The sequence below is a fragment of the Pectobacterium sp. 1950-15 genome (assembly GCF_037136835.1).
Classification (GTDB): Bacteria; Pseudomonadota; Gammaproteobacteria; order Enterobacterales; family Enterobacteriaceae; genus Pectobacterium.
This window is the reverse complement of the sequence record NZ_JBBBQR010000011.1, coordinates 65,293-83,449: the sequence shown is the minus strand read 5'-3', so window position 1 is coordinate 83,449 and position 18,157 is coordinate 65,293. Positions and strand designations below refer to the sequence as shown.

General features: G+C 51.9%; 14 protein-coding genes. 10 read left to right on the top strand and 4 right to left on the bottom strand.

The window, feature by feature from the left end; translation table 11 throughout:
- Window positions 1–14 precede the first annotated feature (14 nt).
- Window positions 15–626 carry a biosynthetic peptidoglycan transglycosylase gene (locus WCT94_RS13725; protein ID WP_336870008.1) on the top strand — a complete coding sequence of 204 codons (612 nt, stop codon included), beginning with the start codon at window positions 15–17 and terminating at the stop codon, window positions 624–626.
- Here the strand turns inward: WCT94_RS13725 and WCT94_RS13720 are convergent.
- On the bottom strand, window positions 561–1,211 hold the full coding sequence (locus WCT94_RS13720; protein WP_336870007.1) for a hypothetical protein: 651 nt from the start codon (window positions 1,209–1,211) through the stop codon (window positions 561–563). The two genes, WCT94_RS13725 and WCT94_RS13720, sit on opposite strands and share 66 nt — an antisense overlap.
- 175 nt (window positions 1,212–1,386) lie before the next feature.
- The gene (gene ygbI, locus WCT94_RS13715; protein WP_181845693.1) at window positions 1,387–2,148 is read right to left on the bottom strand and encodes a DNA-binding transcriptional repressor YgbI; all 762 of its coding nucleotides are present in this window, start codon (window positions 2,146–2,148) and stop codon (window positions 1,387–1,389) included.
- A 336-nt stretch (window positions 2,149–2,484) separates the two neighbouring features.
- On the opposite strand from ygbI, the gene ltnD reads away from it, so the two are divergent.
- The 9 genes from ltnD to WCT94_RS13670 all read left to right on the top strand — a co-directional run bounded on the left by ltnD (window position 2,485) and on the right by WCT94_RS13670 (window position 16,146).
- Window positions 2,485–3,399: an L-threonate dehydrogenase gene (gene ltnD, locus WCT94_RS13710; protein ID WP_336870006.1), complete on the top strand. Its 915-nt coding sequence runs from the start codon at window positions 2,485–2,487 to the stop codon at window positions 3,397–3,399.
- The gene (gene otnK, locus WCT94_RS13705; RefSeq protein ID WP_336870004.1) at window positions 3,396–4,670 is read left to right on the top strand and encodes a 3-oxo-tetronate kinase; all 1,275 of its coding nucleotides are present in this window, start codon (window positions 3,396–3,398) and stop codon (window positions 4,668–4,670) included. Before ltnD ends, otnK begins: the two co-directional genes overlap by 4 nt.
- Window positions 4,667–5,323 carry a 3-oxo-tetronate 4-phosphate decarboxylase gene (gene otnC / locus WCT94_RS13700; protein ID WP_336870003.1) on the top strand — a complete coding sequence of 219 codons (657 nt, stop codon included), beginning with the start codon at window positions 4,667–4,669 and terminating at the stop codon, window positions 5,321–5,323. The genes otnK and otnC overlap by 4 nt, the downstream gene beginning before the upstream one ends.
- An 18-nt stretch (window positions 5,324–5,341) precedes the next feature.
- The gene (gene otnI, locus WCT94_RS13695; protein ID WP_336870002.1) at window positions 5,342–6,124 is read left to right on the top strand and encodes a 2-oxo-tetronate isomerase; all 783 of its coding nucleotides are present in this window, start codon (window positions 5,342–5,344) and stop codon (window positions 6,122–6,124) included.
- Window positions 6,125–6,314: 190 nt separating this feature from the next.
- Window positions 6,315–7,673, top strand: a complete 1,359-nt coding sequence (locus WCT94_RS13690; RefSeq protein ID WP_180779122.1) for a GntP family transporter — start codon at window positions 6,315–6,317, stop codon at window positions 7,671–7,673.
- A 297-nt stretch (window positions 7,674–7,970) separates the two neighbouring features.
- Window positions 7,971–9,650: a methyl-accepting chemotaxis protein gene (locus WCT94_RS13685; protein WP_336870001.1), complete on the top strand. Its 1,680-nt coding sequence runs from the start codon at window positions 7,971–7,973 to the stop codon at window positions 9,648–9,650.
- 268 nt (window positions 9,651–9,918) lie between these two features.
- Window positions 9,919–11,589: a methyl-accepting chemotaxis protein gene (locus WCT94_RS13680; protein ID WP_336870000.1), complete on the top strand. Its 1,671-nt coding sequence runs from the start codon at window positions 9,919–9,921 to the stop codon at window positions 11,587–11,589.
- A gap of 645 nt (window positions 11,590–12,234) precedes the next feature.
- Window positions 12,235–13,905: a methyl-accepting chemotaxis protein gene (locus WCT94_RS13675; protein WP_336869998.1), complete on the top strand. Its 1,671-nt coding sequence runs from the start codon at window positions 12,235–12,237 to the stop codon at window positions 13,903–13,905.
- Between the two features lie 594 nt (window positions 13,906–14,499).
- On the top strand, window positions 14,500–16,146 hold the full coding sequence (locus WCT94_RS13670) for a methyl-accepting chemotaxis protein (RefSeq protein ID WP_336869997.1): 1,647 nt from the start codon (window positions 14,500–14,502) through the stop codon (window positions 16,144–16,146).
- An 89-nt stretch (window positions 16,147–16,235) separates the two neighbouring features.
- Here the strand turns inward: WCT94_RS13670 and WCT94_RS13665 are convergent, their stop codons facing one another.
- Together WCT94_RS13665 and livF are read right to left on the bottom strand one after the other, a co-directional pair.
- On the bottom strand, window positions 16,236–17,426 hold the full coding sequence (locus tag WCT94_RS13665; RefSeq protein WP_336869995.1) for an aminotransferase-like domain-containing protein: 1,191 nt from the start codon (window positions 17,424–17,426) through the stop codon (window positions 16,236–16,238).
- A gap of 29 nt (window positions 17,427–17,455) precedes the next feature.
- Window positions 17,456–18,157 carry a high-affinity branched-chain amino acid ABC transporter ATP-binding protein LivF gene (livF, locus tag WCT94_RS13660; RefSeq protein ID WP_012772851.1) on the bottom strand — a complete coding sequence of 234 codons (702 nt, stop codon included), beginning with the start codon at window positions 18,155–18,157 and terminating at the stop codon, window positions 17,456–17,458.

The window sequence follows — 18,157 nt, the reverse complement described above, 5'->3', positions numbered from 1 at the left end:
ATTAAGGTGTAGAAATGGATAGTCAACCTAACAACGGAAAAATAATTCGTAATTTTAGAAATATTCTTGTGTCACTAAATTTCGACCTCCTTCTTATAGCAAGATATATGGATGAGGGCGATAATTCATATGATTATAATGATTTTGAATATCTAGTTATGACTTTGGAAGATAGACGTTATATGAGACATTGCGGAATTGATATTCGCTCATTTGTCAGAGAGGCACTGAAAGCAATACGTTTCAAAAAACATGGAGGGGCAAGCACTATAGATATGCAAATGGTTAGAACAATAACTGGATTCAAAGAACATACCTTATTCAGAAAGATATACGAGTCTATTTTAGCATATCTTATAAATCACAAATTTAATAAAAAGCAGATTATACGATGCTATTTAAGACATGCTTTTTTTGGCTCAGGATTATACGGCCATGAGAATGCATCACTGAGTATTTACAATAAAATGACCCATGAATTGACATTTGAAGAAAAGTCATTTATTGCAGCAATGCTTTTAAAGCCAAAACCATTAAACCCTAGCCAGACGTGGTTCAATTCAGTCAACAACAGAGCTTCTTATGCGCAACGTATGAGGCCTTTTGTGAAAGAGCGCAATAAGTAAAGTATATACACTCGCTTGCTCTAGGTTAGATATTGAAAGATTAACCTCATTGTTTGACACAATCGAATCCCATCTCAAATCAATATTTGAGATGAGTTCCCTTGATACATTTTTCATTTCAATAAATGCTCTTGAATGATAATAACCTATTTCACTTATAATAATTTCTTTATTTCTCCTGACTTTATCATCAATTATAAGATGAGCGTTACGAAGATTATCGTGGACGCCTCTTTCTAGTTTTAAATCCAAGTCACCAAGACCCAAACTTTTTATTTCTATATAAAATGAAGATAAGTTCTCATTCCAATCTCTAATACTTTTTCTGTAATCTTCTCGACTTTTATCAATCTGCACATTATCATTTCCATCTAAAAAAACGTCAATAAGTTGTCTGCCGTAAAAGATTCGCATTCCGGCCATTTTTTCTATGCTATTTGCCAGCACCCTTATTCTTTCTATTTCCTTTTCTATTTTTGCAGTTTTTATTTGATGAATAAAATTACGCCTTTGATAACGTTGAGCCATATATGACCCAACGATAACTGTGAGAAAAAAACTGAGAATTATTTTAATGATATCCATAGTATTCTCTCAAGTGGTTAAACTGTAAGGAATGAGTACTAAACAATATATCATAACTAAATTAAAACTCTCAGATATGATCATGAATGATTAGTCTATTACATTACAAAAACATCGCTATGCCTAGCAAACAGAGCCTTCACCTCTTCGCTTCCCTTTGAAATGAGCTGCCCCCTCATCCCGCCACCAGCACCTCCACCCCCATTTTGCTCAAGGCTTCTTTGGCGGCGGCAGGTAGGCCGTCGTCGGTGATGATACTGTCGAATACGCTGAGCGGCGTGGCGAGATGGGTGGCGATGCGGCCGTATTTCGAGGTGTCACACAGCAGTACGCACTTGCTGCTGGCTTCTACCGCCGCGCGTTTCACAACCACTTTGTCCTCATTCGGCGTGGACAACCCGCGCAGGCTCCAGGAAGAGGCGGAGATAAAGGCGATGTCGATAAACAGGTTGCGCAGCGCCTGCGCCACGGCTTCCCCAACGCAGGAGCGGTTTTCCCGACACAGCGTGCCGCCGGTGTGGATCATGCGGCACTGGCTGGACTCAATGAGAAAAGCGGCAATCGCAAAATCGTTGGTGACAATCAGGAGATCGTCACGTTCCGCCAGCTCGCGCGCCAGCGATAGCGTCGTGGTGCCTGCATCCAGATAAATGCAGCTATTCAACGGAATGTGCTGCGCCGCCAGTTTACCCATCGCCGCTTTCTGCTGGCTGAACATCACGGATTTATCCTGATGCGACGGTTCAATCGCCAGACGCTCGGGCGAGCGCACGCCGCCGGAGACGCTCAGCAGCAGGCCATCCTGCTCCAGCTTTTGCACATCGCGCCGTACCGTCATGTGCGACACGCCCAGCCGCTCGGTCAATTCATTGATGCTTACCACGCCGCGTTCGGCGATCAGCGCCAGAATCTGTTGATGACGTTCTACTGGAATCACGCTGTTCGTTCCCTGTTTGAGAGTGCTGGTCTGATAACTCTGGTTTGATAAATATTGTGAGAGATACCCCGTTTGATGACGATAATTATCATAAATTCACGTCATACACCACGCCAGACATAATTGCATTCATCGTTACGCAGCGAGAAATCATGTTTAATTACATGATATACAAAGAAAATTAAGGGCACCTCTTTCCCGACGGTGTTCAGCTACACTGAATCATCACGATCTGAATGTTAATTTATGTGATAAAAATCACCATAATTTGTTCTGATAGTGCTTATATTTAACACCAGAGAACAAAAAATCACTAATTTTAACAAGGCAACCACGATGAAAAAGACTTCTGATTATGCTGTCGCCGTTATCGGTCTGGGTTCCATGGGTTTTGGCGCTGCGGCGTCCTGCATCAATGCTGGCCTGACGACATACGGCGTCGATATCAACCCGCAGGCGCTGGAACGGTTACGTCAAGCGGGTGCGGCGCAGGCCGACACGCGTATTGATGCCTTCGTTGACAAGCTGGATGCCGTGGTGCTGCTGGTCGTAAACGCCGCACAGGTTAACGGGATTCTGTTCGGTGAACCGCAGGTCGCCGCGAAACTCAAGCCCGGCACCGTGGTCATGGTGTCTTCCACAATCTCCGCGCAGGATGCCAAAAACATTGAACAGCGTCTGGCTGAGCATCAGTTGATCATGCTGGATGCACCGGTATCCGGCGGGGCGGCAAAAGCTGCCGCAGGCGACATGACGGTCATGGCATCCGGTTCCGATCTGGCTTTTGAGAAACTGAAGCCCGTGCTGGATGCCGTCGCGGGCAAGGTTTACCGCATCGGTGAAGAAATCGGGCTGGGCGCAACGGTTAAAATTATTCACCAGTTGCTGGCAGGCGTACATATCGCCGCTGGTGCGGAAGCAATGGCGCTAGCCGCCCGTGCCGATATCCCGCTGGATATTATGTATGACGTGGTGACCAACGCCGCAGGGAACTCCTGGATGTTTGAGAACCGCATGCGTCACGTTGTCGATGGCGACTACACGCCAAAATCCGCCGTTGATATTTTCGTGAAAGATCTGGGGCTGGTTACCGACACCGCCAAATCACTCCATTTCCCGCTGCCGCTGGCCTCTACCGCATTCAACATGTTTACCGCCGCCAGCAACGCCGGATTCGGTAAAGAAGACGACAGCGCGGTCATCAAGATTTTTAACGGCATTACGCTGCCGGAAAAGAAGGAGGCACCATGATCAAGCTAGGTGTCATCGCCGACGATTTTACCGGTGCCACGGATATCGCCAGCTTTCTGGTCAACAACGGGCTGCCGACCGTGCAGCTCAACGGTGTACCGCCGTCCGATTTTAAGGTCGACACGCAGGCCGTGGTCATTAGCCTGAAATCGCGCTCCTGCCCGGCGGAACAGGCCGTGGCGGATTCACTCAAGGCGCTGGCATGGCTGCAACAGCAGGGCTGCCAGCAGTTCTACTTTAAATATTGCTCCACCTTCGACAGCACAGCAAAAGGCAACATCGGTCCGGTGACCGATGCGCTGTTGGAACAGCTCGGTGAAACGCAGACCATCATCTCTCCAGCGCTGCCGGTGAACGGCAGAACCGTCTATCAAGGGCATTTATTCGTGATGGATCAGCTGTTGTCCGAATCCGGGATGCGCCACCATCCGGTTACACCGATGACGGACAGCAACCTGATGCGCGTCATGGAACAGCAGGCGGCGGGGCAATGCGGTCTGGTGCCGTATGCCGTGATGGATCAGGGCGCGGAAGCCGTCAAACAGCGGCTGGCACAGTTGAAAGAACAGGGCATCCGCTATGTGGTGCTGGATACGTTGAACGAACAACACCTGCTAACACAGGGTGAAGCACTGCGCGACATGAAACTGGTCACTGGCGGTTCCGGCTTGGCGATGGGTCTGGCACGCCAGCTGGCAGACTCAACAAAACAAACCGGTTCCGCCACCGAGGCAGGTAAGCCACAATCCGGCTCAGGCGTTGTGCTGTCCGGCTCCTGCTCAGTGATGACCAACAAGCAGGTTGCTCACTACCTGAAACAGGCGGCGGGTCGCGCGATTGACGTCGCTCGCTGTCTGGAAAGCGATGATGCCCAGCAAGCCTACGTGCAGGAACTGGCCGACTGGGTAAAAGCACATCGTGATGACGCACTCGCGCCGCTGCTATACGCCACGTCATCACCCGACGAACTGGCGCAGATTCAGCAGCGCTGGGGCGCAGAAGCCAGCAGCCAGGCGGTGGAGAAACTGTTTGCCGCCGTCGCCCACCAGCTTCAGCAGGACGGCTTCCAGCGCTTCATCATCGCGGGCGGGGAAACCTCCAGCATTGTGGTGCAAACGCTGGGCATTCACGCGTTCCATATCGGGCCGTCTATTTCTCCTGGCGTGCCGTGGGTGCGTTCCACCCATCATCCGCTTTCGCTGGCGTTGAAATCCGGCAATTTCGGTGATGAAGACTTTTTTGCCCGCGCTCAAAAGGAGTTTGCCGCATGAGTGAAACACACCACAGCACCGAAGTCGCGCTGAACAACGAGCAGCGCGCACGCGCGGAAATGGTCAAGCTGGGCGCGTCCTTTTTCCAGCGCGGCTACGCCACTGGCTCAGCGGGCAACCTCTCGCTGCTATTGGATGACGGCACGCTGTTGGCAACGCCAACCGGCTCCTGTCTCGGCGACCTGGATGCCGAGCGGTTGTCCAAAGTCAGCCTGAGCGGCGAATGGATCTCCGGGGATAAGCCGTCGAAAGAGGTCAGCTTTCACCTGTCGATTTACCGTAACGATCCCGAATGCAAGGCGATCGTTCACCTGCACAGCACTTACCTGACGGCGCTCTCGTGTCTGGAAGGGCTGGATACGCAGGATGCCATCAAGCCGTTCACGCCCTATGTGGTGATGCGCGTCGGTAAAGTGCCCGTCGTCCCTTATTACCGCCCCGGCGATGCTCGGCTCGGGGAAGATCTGGCGAAGCTGGCTTCACGCTACAAGGCATTCTTATTGGCTAACCACGGCCCGGTCGTTACCGGCAAAGATCTACGCGCGGCGGCGGACAACATGGAAGAGCTGGAAGAAACCGCCAAGCTGATTTTTATTCTCGGTAACCGAAAAATTCGCTACCTCACCGCTGACGATATTGCCGAGCTCTCTTGATGAGCCGAGGAGTTAACTATGCCTAAGTTTGCTGCCAATCTTTCTATGCTGTTTACCGACGTGCCGTTTCTCGATCGTTTTAAAGCCGCTGCCGATGCGGGTTTCACCTCGGTCGAATACCTGTTTCCTTATGAATATCCGGCACCGCTGCTGGCGGAAAAGCTGCGGGAAAATGGCCTGAAACAGGTGTTGTTCAATACCGCGCCCGGCAATATCGCCGCGGGCGAATGGGGCGTCTCCGCCCTGCCCGATCGCATTGAAGATGCTCGCCGGGATATCGATAACGCGCTGGAATACGCGCTGGCGCTCAACTGTCCTTCAGTACTGGTGATGGGAGGCGTCGTCCCGCCCGGTGAAGACCGCGCGGCCTATCAGCAAACCTTTATCGATAACCTGCGCTACGCCGCCGATAAATTTGCACCGCACGGCATCAATATCATGATTGAAGCGCTGAGCGCGAAAGTGAAGCCGAATTATCTGTTCGCCAGTCAGTATCAGGCGCTGGAATTAGCCAACCTGATCGATCGGCCGAACGTCTATATTCAGCTGGATTTCTTCCACGCGCAGATTGTCGATGGCAACCTGACGCAAATTATTCACGATTTGGCTGGCCGCATCGGACATATTCAAATTGCCTCGGTGCCTGCACGGCATGAACCCGATGAAGGAGAAATTAATTATCCGTTCATCTTTGCCGAATTGGATCGCGTGAATTATGCCGGCTGGGTTGGCTGTGAATATAACCCGCGTGGCAAAACGGAAGACGGGCTGGGATGGATTAAACCCTGGCTGAAGAAATAAATTATCGCCGTAATGCATGACTATTTTATAAAAAAGCAAACACCAGAGACACCTTTATAAAATACGAGAAAAGGTCAGATTCCCGCATTATTTCAATGTGGGAATCAGGTCACCCTTTTCTTCAAATAAAACAATAACCCAATACCTTTTCAGCCTCTGAATTGCAAAATGGGTCAATGAGGATAAGAACATGGCCACCTCGCTCTTACTCTGCATCGCTATCGCCGGGGTATTACTCCTGCTGCTGATGGTCATTAAATTTAAAATTCAGCCCTTTGTCGCCCTGCTGGTTGTCAGTTTACTCGTTGCCCTGGCAACGGGTATTCCCACTGGCGACGTGATGAAGGTGATTACCTCCGGTATGGGCGGTATTCTCGGTTCGGTGGCGATTATTATCGGCCTCGGCGCCATGCTGGGCAGAATGATCGAAGTATCCGGCGGCGCGGAATCCCTGGCGCACCGCTTTGCCCAATTAATGGGGCCGGGATTAATGGTGGCAGCATTAACCATCGCCGCCTTTATTCTGGGTATTCCGGTCTTTTTCGATGTCGGCTTTATTATCCTCGCCCCGATTATTTACGGCTTTGCGAAAGTCGCGAAAGTCTCTCCGATTAAATTCGGTTTGCCCGTCGCGGGTGTAATGCTGACAGTGCACGTCGCGCTGCCGCCGCATCCCGGTCCGGTCGCCGCCGCTGGCCTGTTAAATGCGGATATCGGCTGGCTGACCATCATTGGCCTGCTGGTGTCGATTCCTGTCGGCATCATCAGCTACTGGGCTGCCAAGGCCATGAACCGCCGTAAGTATGCGCTTTCCGTCGAAGTATTAGAGCAGCTACAGCTGGCGAAGCCGGAAGATGCCACGCCGGATACGGCCCCCGTCTCTGCCCCCTCCGCCGGGCTGATCGCCGCGCTGATTGCGATTCCGATTGCCATTATCATGCTCGGCACCGTGTCTGCGACCATTCTGCCTGCCGGACACCCGGTGCGTAACGTGATGTCGCTGGTCGGCTCTCCTGCCGTGGCGCTGCTGATTGCACTGGCGTTAGCGTTCTGGCTGATTGCCCTGCGTCGCGGCTGGTCGCTGGAGAAAGCCAGCGGTGTGATGGGCGATGCCATGCCTGCCGCGGCGATGGTCATTATGGTGACCGGTGCCGGCGGCGTGTTCGGTAAAGTGCTGGTGGAATCGGGCATTGGTAAAGCGCTGGCGGATACGTTGACCAGTATTCACCTGCCGCTGGTGCCTGCCGCATTTATTCTTTCACTGGCGCTACGCGCCTCGCAAGGCTCCGCCACCGTCGCCATTCTCACCACCTGCGGCCTACTGAGCGAAGCCGTCAGCGGCCTAAACCAGATGCAGCTGGTGCTGGTAACGCTCTCTGCCTGCTTTGGCGGACTGGGTCTATCGCACGTCAATGACTCTGGTTTCTGGATCGTCACCAAATATCTGGGGCTGTCCGTCGCCGATGGCCTGCGCACCTGGACGGTACTGACGACCATCCTCGGGCTAGCCGGATTCCTCTTCACCTGGGCGCTGTGGCTGGTGATGTAAACCGCTCATTTTTCCCCCTTTACGATGCTTCACTAAAGGAAAAACCGCTGATATTCAGCGGTTTTTCTTCTTATGCCGGAAAATGCGCCCGTTTTACTTCTATATTCCACATCTGCCTATCAGCCCCCTGTCTTTATACTGTGCATGGGGTAAAGAACCGCGCGTTCCCTTGCCACCGCTACGCAAGTCTGCATACCAACACATGACGTCATCAGAAGTACGCCCTATTCCTGACCTGTCGCAGAAGAGACCCAATCCACAAAGCAGAACCTGCATCACCGATAATAAAGGAACATTATGAATTTTCTCGCAAAAATGAAGCTTGGTACCATGCTCGGTACCGGCTTCGCCTCTGTCATCATCATTGGCCTGATGGTCGCCGTTCTGGGGCGTTTCCATCTGCTCGATCTGGGGGAAGATATTGAATCGCTGGCCGAAAAAAATCTGGCCGGTCTCATCCTGATACAGGACGCCAAGGGCGGCTTTGATGCCGTGGCGCGTTCAGTGCGTAACATTGGCCTGACCGATGACAGGAACCGTATTCAGGAAGAAAAGCGCCTAATCGATCAGCAAATTGCCCGCAATACTGAAACCCTGAGCAAACTGTATGAACACCTGTCTGAACCAGAAACCCGCGACTCGCTGGAGAGCCTGACGCAGGCGCGTCCGGCCTATCGGGATGCCGTAAATAAAGCAGTTGAACTCGGCCTGTCCGAAAATGCAGAAGAAAGAGCGCGTGCCGTACAGATCATGGTCAATGAGATGCAGGTGACGCAGGCGCCGGTTTTCGCCGCGCTGGATAGCATGAGGGAATTGCAGAAGAAACGGACGCTGGATATGACAACCAGCGCGATGCAGGAAGCGCGCTCAGACGGCAACATGCTGATCGTCTTCGCAGCCATTGCGGTGCTCGTTGGCATTCTGGTTTCCGTACTGATTACCCGCACCATCAAAGGCTTGCTGGGTGGTGAAGTGGCTTACGCCGCACAAATCGCTCAGGCAGTCGCACAGGGAAATCTGGCCGTCACGGTCAACCTGCGTCCCGGCGATAATCACAGCATGCTGGCAGCCATGAATGCGATGCGCAAAAGCCTGAGCGGCATTGTTGAACAGGTGCGTGAGAGCAGTGAATCCATCGCCACCGGCGCCAGCCAGATCGCCGCAGGCAGCACCGATCTCAGCCAGCGTACAGAAGAGCAGGCGGCCAACCTGCAACAAACCGCCGCCTCAATGGAAGAGATGAGTCAAACCGTACGCCAGAACTCAGACACCGTGCGTAACGCCACGCAGTTAGCGCAGGCCGCCAGCAATACCGCCGCTAAAAGTGGTGAAGCCGTCGGCAATATCGTGGTCACCATGAAAGAAATTACCGACAGCTCGCATAAAATTGGCGACATCATCAGCGTGATTGACGGCATCGCCTTCCAGACCAACATTCTGGCGCTCAACGCGGCGGTCGAGGCGGCTCGGGCGGGTGAGCAAGGCCGTGGTTTTGCCGTGGTGGCTGGTGAAGTTCGCTCGCTGGCGCAACGCTCCGCCACCGCAGCCAAAGAGATTAAAGAGCTGATCGGTCACAGCGTCGAGAAAGTGGAAACAGGATCCGCGCTGGTCAGCGATGCAGGAACGACGATTGAAGAGCTGGTTCGTCAGGCGCGCCACGTTGCCGATCTGATTAACGAAATCGGCGTGACCACGCAGGAGCAGGAATCCGGCGTCTCACAGATTCATGATGCCGTGAACCAACTCGATCAGGTTACGCAGCAGAACGCCGCACTCGTTGAGCAATCCGCGTCCGCCGCCGATAGCCTGAGCGATCAGGCAGCCCATCTGGTCGAGCTGATGAAAGTCTTCATCGTTGAAGGCGGCTCGTCACAGCGCCTTGCTCCGCAATTGAAAAGGCCTGACAGCGCCAAACTCTCGCTTGCCAATTCCAGAAGCCGCACGGGAAGCGATACTCAAAACTGGGAACAGTTCTGATTCTACACAGGGGGATGACCTCCCCCTGTTTACTTTCACACCCAGTCTCCGCCATCCCCTACGTTTTCTGTTTTTCCTCATCAACGTGCGCTACGCTGAAAAGGCGGCAATTAAAATCAATGTTTTCTCCGGTCATGCCGATATTCTAGAGTGAAGTGCTTAATTATTCATCAGAGGGATCGAGAAACCGCAGCAGCACATGCCTCCATCGTGCAAAGGAAAATCTGCTTAATAACAATAAATACTGTAAATAAGTCATGAGGATAACATGCAGCATACAAAAAAAATGAAACTGGGTACTCAGGTCGGTTCAGGTTTTGCCATTGTTATTATTATTGGCCTATTAGTGGCTATCTTCGGCAGAATGCACCTGGTTGGCCTCGGTAATGCTACGGACAGGCTGGCCAAACACCACCTTGCCAATCTCATCGTGCTACAAGAACTGAAAGATAATCTTAACGTCACGATCAAAGCCACACTGCGTATGCTTATCGCTACCGAGCAAAAGGTTCTCGAAGACAATCAAAAACTGATTGAAACCACGAGTGCCAAAAACACGCAGCTCGTCACTCAACTGGAAACCAATTTACGGGCAACCGAGGTCCGCAATATTCTGGGTGAGCTGCAGCAAAACCGCACTGAATTTGCCAGAGTAGGCCGCCAGGCCGTCGCACTGTCACTCAGCAATAGACAGGCTGAATCTATCGAGTTAGTTAAAACCCAGCTTGAACCTATACAAACCAAGCTTTTTAACAATCTGAACACCATGATTCAGTTGCAGAAAGACTACACCACGCAAACGGCAACCAACGCGATTGAAGAGTCCTACTACGATGGCAATTCCCTGCTGGTTCTGGCGGTCATCGCCTCATTATTCGGCGCCTGCATCGCCTGGCTGATTACCCGCCATATTAAGAAGCAATTGGGGGGTGAACCTGCCTATGCCACACAGGTCACACAAGAAATCGCACAAGGTAATCTCGCAATACCGGTCGCTCTTACGTCAGGCGACAATACCAGTTTGCTGTTCGCAATGAATAACATGCGTAAAAGTTTAAGCAGTATTGTTGAACAGGTGCGTGAGAGCAGCGAATCTATCGCCACCGGTGCCAGACAGATCGCCGCAGGCAGTGCTGATCTCAGCCAGCGCACGGAGGAACAGGCAGCCAACTTACAGCAAACCGCAGCGTCTACGGAAGAAATGAGCCAAACGGTGCGTCAAAATACCGATACGGTGCGTAACGCCGCTCAACTGGCGCAGGCCGCCAGTAATACCGCGGCTAAAGGCGGTGAAGCCGTCGGCAATATTGTGGTCACCATGAAAGAAATTACCGACAGTTCGCACAAGATTAACGACATCATTAGCGTGATTGACGGCATCGCTTTCCAGACCAATATTCTGGCCCTCAACGCCGCGGTCGAAGCGGCTCGGGCCGGTGAACAAGGTCGTGGCTTTGCCGTGGTGGCAGGCGAAGTTCGCTCGCTGGCACAGCGCTCCGCCACCGCCGCCAAGGAGATTAAAGAACTGATCGGCCACAGCGTTGAGAAAGTGGAGGCAGGCTCCGCGCTGGTCAGCGATGCGGGAACGACAATCGAAGAGCTGGTTCGTCAGGCGCGCCACGTTGCCGATCTGATTAACGAAATCGGCGTGACCACGCAGGAGCAGGAATCCGGCGTCTCACAGATTCATGATGCCGTGAACCAACTCGATCAGGTTACGCAGCAGAACGCCGCACTCGTTGAGCAATCCGCATCTGCCGCCGATAGCCTGAGCGAGCAAGCCGCCCATCTGGTAGAACTGATGAAAGTCTTCATCGTTGAAGGCGGGGCGCCGCAGCGCCTCGCTCCACAGTTAAAAAGGCCTGACAGCGCAAAACTTTCACTCGCCAACCCGAAAAGCGCCACGGGAAGCGATAAGCAAAACTGGGAAACCTTTTAGCGGTTAATCAAAACATGCCGAAACCGCTGAGCGATCAGCGGTTTTTTTTCAATAGGGAAAAGCAATTAATAAAAAAGAAAAATCAGCAATTGGCTTCATATTAAGCAAAATAGAATAAAACCAATAAAAACAATAGGAATGACAATTTGCGATGATAAAAACATCAAATATATGATGGTAAAAACAGCATGTCTTTCGAAAAAGAAGAATAAACAAAAAGAATAACACCATCCTTGAAAGCTGAATAAACAAGCAACAAATCATCATCACCGTGTTTATTAACATGACTGTCAATTTAACATTACAGCACGATATCAGTTTATTTTTTCTCTAACCCATAGAGATATTGCGGCTTTTACCGCCGCCTTTTATACTCCTGCGCCATCATTTCCCTGTCATCAGAATAGGTTCTACCGCACCGGACACAACCCTACTTTGCTAAGCGAGTAACCAGAAAAAGTAACGTGAAATACATTTATAGCCGAAAGGAAACAGGCAGTGATTAAAGGAAAGGATTTACCTGAAAGAGCTCAAACCGCAACGTGATAGCATTTGCAAAATAAATACGTTTGCGCAACGCCTATTTCACATTTAAAGCACACCTACACCAACCATATTCATCTTCAGCATATAATAAGGGACACAATGAATCTCATAAAAAATAGCAGCTTGGGTAAAATGCTAGGGACAGGCTTTACCCTAGTCATCGCTATCGGTTTTCTGGTGGCGGTATTTAGTCGAATCCAATTAGATAGGCTTGGGGAAAACATCCAACTGCTGTCGCAGGTCCGCATTACCAATCTCCTGATGATGCAGGAGTTTAAAGACAACATAAACGCCAATGCCCTCGCCATTAGAAACCTGACCATGGAGGAAGACCTCCAGAAACTGCAGGTAGAGAAGGCACGTATCGAGGAGGTCATCTCCCGCAACAACGCGTTACTCTCGAAAATCCATGACAGCGCCGTCGACAAACATGCTCAGGACCTGGTCGCGGTACTGGAGCGCGTGCGCCCGGCCTATAGCAGTAGCTATACGGACGCCCTCACATTGGCCATGGCGAATAAGAACAGCGAAGCGCAACATCTGTTATTAACAGACGTGCGGGCGAAACAGGAAACCGTCTTCAAGGCTCTGAATGACATGGTCAACTGGCAAGAGAAACTCACGGTCGAAATCGCCGACCAGTCTTTAAAAAATGCGACTCACGCGGGCACGCTGATGGTCATCATCGCTCTGCTTTCTGTCGTATTGGGCGCAATCATCTCATGGTGGATTACCCGTACCGTTAAACGTCAGCTCGGGGGTGAGCCAGCCTACACGCTGGAAGTGACGCGTCAGGTTGCACAGGGGAATCTGGCCGTCGCGATTGAACTGCGCGATGGCGACACCACCAGCGTACTGGCGGCAATGGAAGATATGCGTCAAAACCTGAGCAACCTCGTCGGTCAGGTGCATCAGAGCAGCGAATCTATCGCCACCGGCGCGACGCAGATTGCCATGGGCAACACCGATCTGAGCCAACGTACGGAAGAACAGGCCGCGAATCTTCAGGAAACTGCCGCCTCAATGGAACAGATGAATACCACGGTGAAGCAGAATGCGGCGACCGTGCGCACCGCAACGGAACTGGCCCATACCGCCAGCACCACGGCGCAAAAAGGCGGCAATGCGGTCAATAACGTTGTGCGTACCATGGAAGATATCACCGCCAGCTCGCGTAAGATCGGCGACATTATCGGCGTTATCGACAGCATTGCGTTTCAGACCAACATCCTGGCACTTAACGCCGCCGTTGAAGCCGCCAGAGCCGGTGAGCAAGGTCGCGGCTTCGCGGTGGTCGCGGGTGAAGTGCGCTCTCTGGCACAGCGTTCCGCCTCCGCCGCCCGTGAAATCAAAGATCTGATTAACGTAAGCCTGGCTAACGTGGAAATGGGCGAGAAAATGGTGAATGACGCGGGCGTCACCATCAATGACCTCGTAGAAAAATCTCAGCATGTTGCCAACCTGCTCAGTGAAATTGGCCTGACAACACACGAGCAAGAACAGGGTGTTGCTCAGGTGAATGATGCCGTGAATCAACTCGATCAGGTGACCCAGCAGAACGCCGCACTGGTTGAAGAATCAGCCTCCGCCGCCGACAGCTTGAGTGAGCAGGCCAGAACGCTGCTGGAATTAATGAGCGTGTTTAAAATCAGGGGCGTTCAAGCCCAAGCGCCACGTCTGAGCGCACAAGTGAAGCAACCAACAGCGCCGAGACTGGCTCTGGCAAGCCAATCGGGCAGCACAAGCAGCAATAACTGGGAAACGTTTTAACGAACACGGTCGATCGACAGATTCCCCAGTCTTGTCGAAAAAGAATAAAGCCGCTGAGTCTTCAGCGGCTTTTTATTGTATAAGGATAAAATGCATAAATAATAAGGTTAAAAAAACCGCATCAATTAATAAATATCACAATTAAAAATGAAAAGTTACAAAATAATAAAAATAAGGAAAAGATCTGACTCTTATTAGGTAGAGCATCATTGATTAATATTTATTATCTATTCTTATCACCATAAGAAAATAATATTAAATTTTCCCCATCTAATAAATCAGGGGTTTTTGTTACGTTTATTCTCCCATCAACCTACCACGTTATTGTCTACACTTTATTTGTCATTCCCTTAGTCTGTAAATATTCCCAACAAACATTCCATACCTGTATGCAAGCGACAGAGAGCTCCGTTCGATAATGTAGCGATCGGGGCATAAATGCCGCTGATCTTCCTGTACCAGAAAGACATCGGGAGATAGGGGAATGATGAAAGCCATGGAGTTCACGGGGTGAGTCGCATCTGTACCATCGCCTCTTAACAAAAAATAACGACACCTGCCGTGTCAAATTTCAATAAATAAAAAAGGTACATCATGAAGAATATAAGCTTGGGAAAAATGTTAGGCACAGGTTTTACGCTAATTATCGTGATTGGGTTTTTAGTCGCCATACTGGGTCGTGTCCAGTTAGAAAAACTTGGCGGAAACATTCAGATCTTGTCACAAGTGCGTATTACTAATCTTTTGCTGATGCAGGAATTTAAAGACAACGTCAACGACACAGCACGCGCCATCAGAAATATTGCGCTTCTCACCGATCAACAGCAGATGAAGACGGAAAAGGAACGTATTGATAAATCCATCGTGCGTAATAACGATTTGCTGGCGGCAATACGTAAAAACGCAATGAGCAGTGAGGCTAAAGAGCAGATTGCCTCACTGGAACAGGTGCTGCCGGCCTATATCAACAACATGAAAAAAGCCATCGAACTGGCTATGAGCAGCCAACACGACGCGTTTCGCGATTTTCTTCTGACGGAGGTGCGCACCACGCAAGCTGACGTATTCAGCGCGCTGGATAAAATGGCCGAGAGACAGAAACACCTCACGGTCGACATCGCCAACCAGTCCGAGCAGGAAGCGTTAAATGCCGGTACGTTAATGCTGGTTCTCACACTGTGTGCTTCCTTACTGGGAGGCGTTGTTGCCTGGTGGATCACCCGGAAAATCAAGCGTCAGTTGGGCGGAGAACCGGCTTATACACTGGAGATTACCCGTCAGGTCGCACAGGGAAATCTTGCCATCGCCATTGATCGGCGTGACGGAGACACCACCAGCATTCTGGCCGCAATGGAGGAAATGCGCCAAAGCCTGAGCAGTATTGTCGGGCAAGTCCATCAAAGCAGCGAGTCTATCGCCACCGGCGCCAGCCAGATTGCCATTGGCAATACCGATTTGAGTCAACGTACGGAAGAACAGGCCGCAAACCTACAGGAAACCGCAGCCTCCATGGAGGAGATGAATACCACCGTCAAACAAAACGCCGACACCGTGCGTAGCGCCGCACAGCTCGCGAATACGGCCAGCGCCGCCGCCCGCAAAGGGGGGGATGTCGTGAATAATGTCGTGCGGACAATGGAAGAGATCACCGCGAGCTCACGTAAAATCGGCGATATTATCGGTGTGATTGACGGCATTGCTTTCCAGACCAACATTCTGGCGCTCAACGCCGCCGTCGAAGCGGCACGCGCCGGAGAACAGGGGCGTGGCTTCGCCGTCGTTGCCGGAGAAGTGCGTTCGCTGGCACAGCGCTCTGCCTCCGCGGCACGCGAGATCAAGGATTTGATTAGCATCAGTGTTGGGAAAGTGGAAGCGGGAGAACTGCTGGTAAACGAAGCGGGCGCAACCATCGAGGAAGTCGTGGAGCAGTCGCAGCGTGTCGCCAATCTTATCAATGAGATCGGACTGACCACCCACGAGCAGGAACAGGGCGTTTCTCAGGTGAACGATGCGGTTAATCAGCTCGATCAGGTCACCCAGCAGAACGCGGCGCTGGTTGAAGAATCGGCTTCCGCCGCAGACAGTCTGAACCAACAAGCCAGACATTTGGTTGAATTAATGAGCGTGTTCAAAATCGACGGTATCCAGCCACAGCAGGTCGCACCACGGGCCGCTACGCTATCCAGGCCCAAACTGGCGCTGGCCGCTAATTCGGGTCACACAAACTGGGAAACCTTTTAAAGCTATCACCTGTTAATGCTGCGCTGATAAATAAAAACCGCTGATATTTCAGCGGTTTTTTACATTAACGGATAGCCTGTTATCGGCGATTACAGCGCCCGACGCAGGCGAGCCACCGCTTCATGCATTTGCTCATCTGTCGCCGTCGCAAAGGACAGACGCAGCGTTGAGTAATCGAGATTGTCTGGGAAGAAGAACTCGCCCGGCACGAAGACCACGCCCTGCTCCAGCGTCTTCTTCAGCCACTCCGTCGTGTTGAAATCGTTCTGGCGGAACTTCGCCCACAGGAACATCCCGCCTTTCGGCTGGTTGAAAGTGATCACATCACCCAATTCTTTCTCGACCAGCTGCGCCAGCAGTTCGCCTTTGTGCTTATAGGCGTGGCGAATTTTTTCGATCTGCGAATCCAGACGACCCAGACCCAGATAGCATTCCGCGACGGTCTGCGATAGCGCGCTGGCGTGCAGGTCAGCGGCCTGTTTGATAATCGCCACTTTGTGCAACAGCCAGTCCGGCAGAATCGCCCAGCCGAGACGCAGCCCCGGTGCCAGCACTTTCGAGAACGTGGAGGTATACAGCACGTATTCCGTGCTACCCAGTTGCTCTTGCGCCAGTTGGAACAGCGTCGGGTTGCGCTCCTCGGTGAAGCGCAGCTCGCCATAGGGATCGTCTTCGATAATGACAAAACCGTAGCGTTCCGCCAGTTGAATCAATTTCAGGCGACGTTCATAGCTCAGCGTCACGCCGCTCGGGTTACCGAAATTCGGAACGATATAAACGCCTTTGATGCGCTGTTTCTTCAGCAGCTCTTCCAGCTCATCGACGACCATGCCGTCGGCATCGGATGACACAGACATCACCTGCGCCTGCGCCAGTTCCAGCGTTTGCAGCGCTGCCAGATAGGTCGGGCGTTCAACGACGAACACGTCGCCCGGATCAACCATCGAGCGCATGATCAGATCCAGCGCCTGCTGTGAACCGGCCGTTACAACAATATCGTCACCGCGCGTTTTTACGCCGCGCACAGCACACAGCTCGGCAATGCGATCGCGCAGCACGCCGCTGCCTTCGGTTAAACCGTACTGGAATGCCGTTTTCGGCTGTTCGGTAATCGCTAACTGCGTGGCCTGGCTTAATCCTTCAAAATCAAACAATGCATCTGACGGAATCCCGCCAGCCAGCGAGATAATGTTTTCCATCTTGCTGTGTTTCAGCAGTTCACGGATGGCGGAACTTTTTAACTGAGCGATACGGTGCGCTAACAACCCTTCAATGGCCATCTCTTCTTAACCTTTCAACAAAACTTTAATTATCCGCCCAGATAGGCCGAACGTACCGCTTCATTAGCTAACAATGCCGCACCGGTATCTTCCAACACGACATGGCCGTTTTCAAGTACATAACCCCGGTCGGCCAGTTTCAGCGCCTGATTGGCGTTCTGTTCCACCAGGAAGATGGTCATGCCCTCTTCACGCAGTTGCTGGATCGTATCGAAAATTTGCAGGATGATAATCGGCGCCAGCCCCAGCGACGGCTCATCCAGCAGCAGTAAACGCGGCTGGCTCATCAGCGCACGGCCAATCGCCAGCATCTGCTGCTCACCGCCGGACATCGTGCCGGAACGCTGGGCGCGTCGCTCATACAAGCGCGGGAACAGATCGTAGACACGCGCAATGCGTTCCTGATACTGCTCGCGATCGGCAAAGAACCCACCCATCGCCAGATTTTCTTCTACCGTCATGCGGGAAAAGACGCGACGGCCTTCCGGTACAATCGCGATAGCTTCACGCATAATCTGCGCGGTCTGCCAGTTCGTGATGTCCTTACCGTCAAACGTGATGGTGCCTTCCGTCGCGCGCGGGTCGCCACACAGCGTGCCCAGCAGCGTGGTTTTACCAGCGCCGTTCGCACCGATAAGCGTAACAATCTCACCCTGATTAATGTGCAGGCTAACCTGATGCAGCGCCTGAATTTTTCCGTAGTGGGCCGAAACCTGATGTAATGACAGCAT

What these genes read in the sequence shown, in the direction of transcription:
- WCT94_RS13725 (WP_336870008.1), top strand. Translation starts at nt 15, where the DNA reads ATGGATAGTCAACCTAACAACGGAAAAATAATTCGTAATTTTAGAAAT.
- WCT94_RS13720 (WP_336870007.1), bottom strand. Translation starts at nt 1,211, where the DNA reads ATGGATATCATTAAAATAATTCTCAGTTTTTTTCTCACAGTTATCGTT.
- ltnD (WP_336870006.1), top strand. Translation starts at nt 2,485, where the DNA reads ATGAAAAAGACTTCTGATTATGCTGTCGCCGTTATCGGTCTGGGTTCC.
- otnK (WP_336870004.1), top strand. Translation starts at nt 3,396, where the DNA reads ATGATCAAGCTAGGTGTCATCGCCGACGATTTTACCGGTGCCACGGAT.
- otnC (WP_336870003.1), top strand. Translation starts at nt 4,667, where the DNA reads ATGAGTGAAACACACCACAGCACCGAAGTCGCGCTGAACAACGAGCAG.
- otnI (WP_336870002.1), top strand. Translation starts at nt 5,342, where the DNA reads ATGCCTAAGTTTGCTGCCAATCTTTCTATGCTGTTTACCGACGTGCCG.
- WCT94_RS13690 (WP_180779122.1), top strand. Translation starts at nt 6,315, where the DNA reads ATGGCCACCTCGCTCTTACTCTGCATCGCTATCGCCGGGGTATTACTC.
- WCT94_RS13685 (WP_336870001.1), top strand. Translation starts at nt 7,971, where the DNA reads ATGAATTTTCTCGCAAAAATGAAGCTTGGTACCATGCTCGGTACCGGC.
- WCT94_RS13680 (WP_336870000.1), top strand. Translation starts at nt 9,919, where the DNA reads ATGCAGCATACAAAAAAAATGAAACTGGGTACTCAGGTCGGTTCAGGT.
- WCT94_RS13675 (WP_336869998.1), top strand. Translation starts at nt 12,235, where the DNA reads ATGAATCTCATAAAAAATAGCAGCTTGGGTAAAATGCTAGGGACAGGC.
- WCT94_RS13670 (WP_336869997.1), top strand. Translation starts at nt 14,500, where the DNA reads ATGAAGAATATAAGCTTGGGAAAAATGTTAGGCACAGGTTTTACGCTA.
- WCT94_RS13665 (WP_336869995.1), bottom strand. Translation starts at nt 17,426, where the DNA reads ATGGCCATTGAAGGGTTGTTAGCGCACCGTATCGCTCAGTTAAAAAGT.
- livF (WP_012772851.1), bottom strand. Translation starts at nt 18,157, where the DNA reads ATGCTGTCATTACATCAGGTTTCGGCCCACTACGGAAAAATTCAGGCG.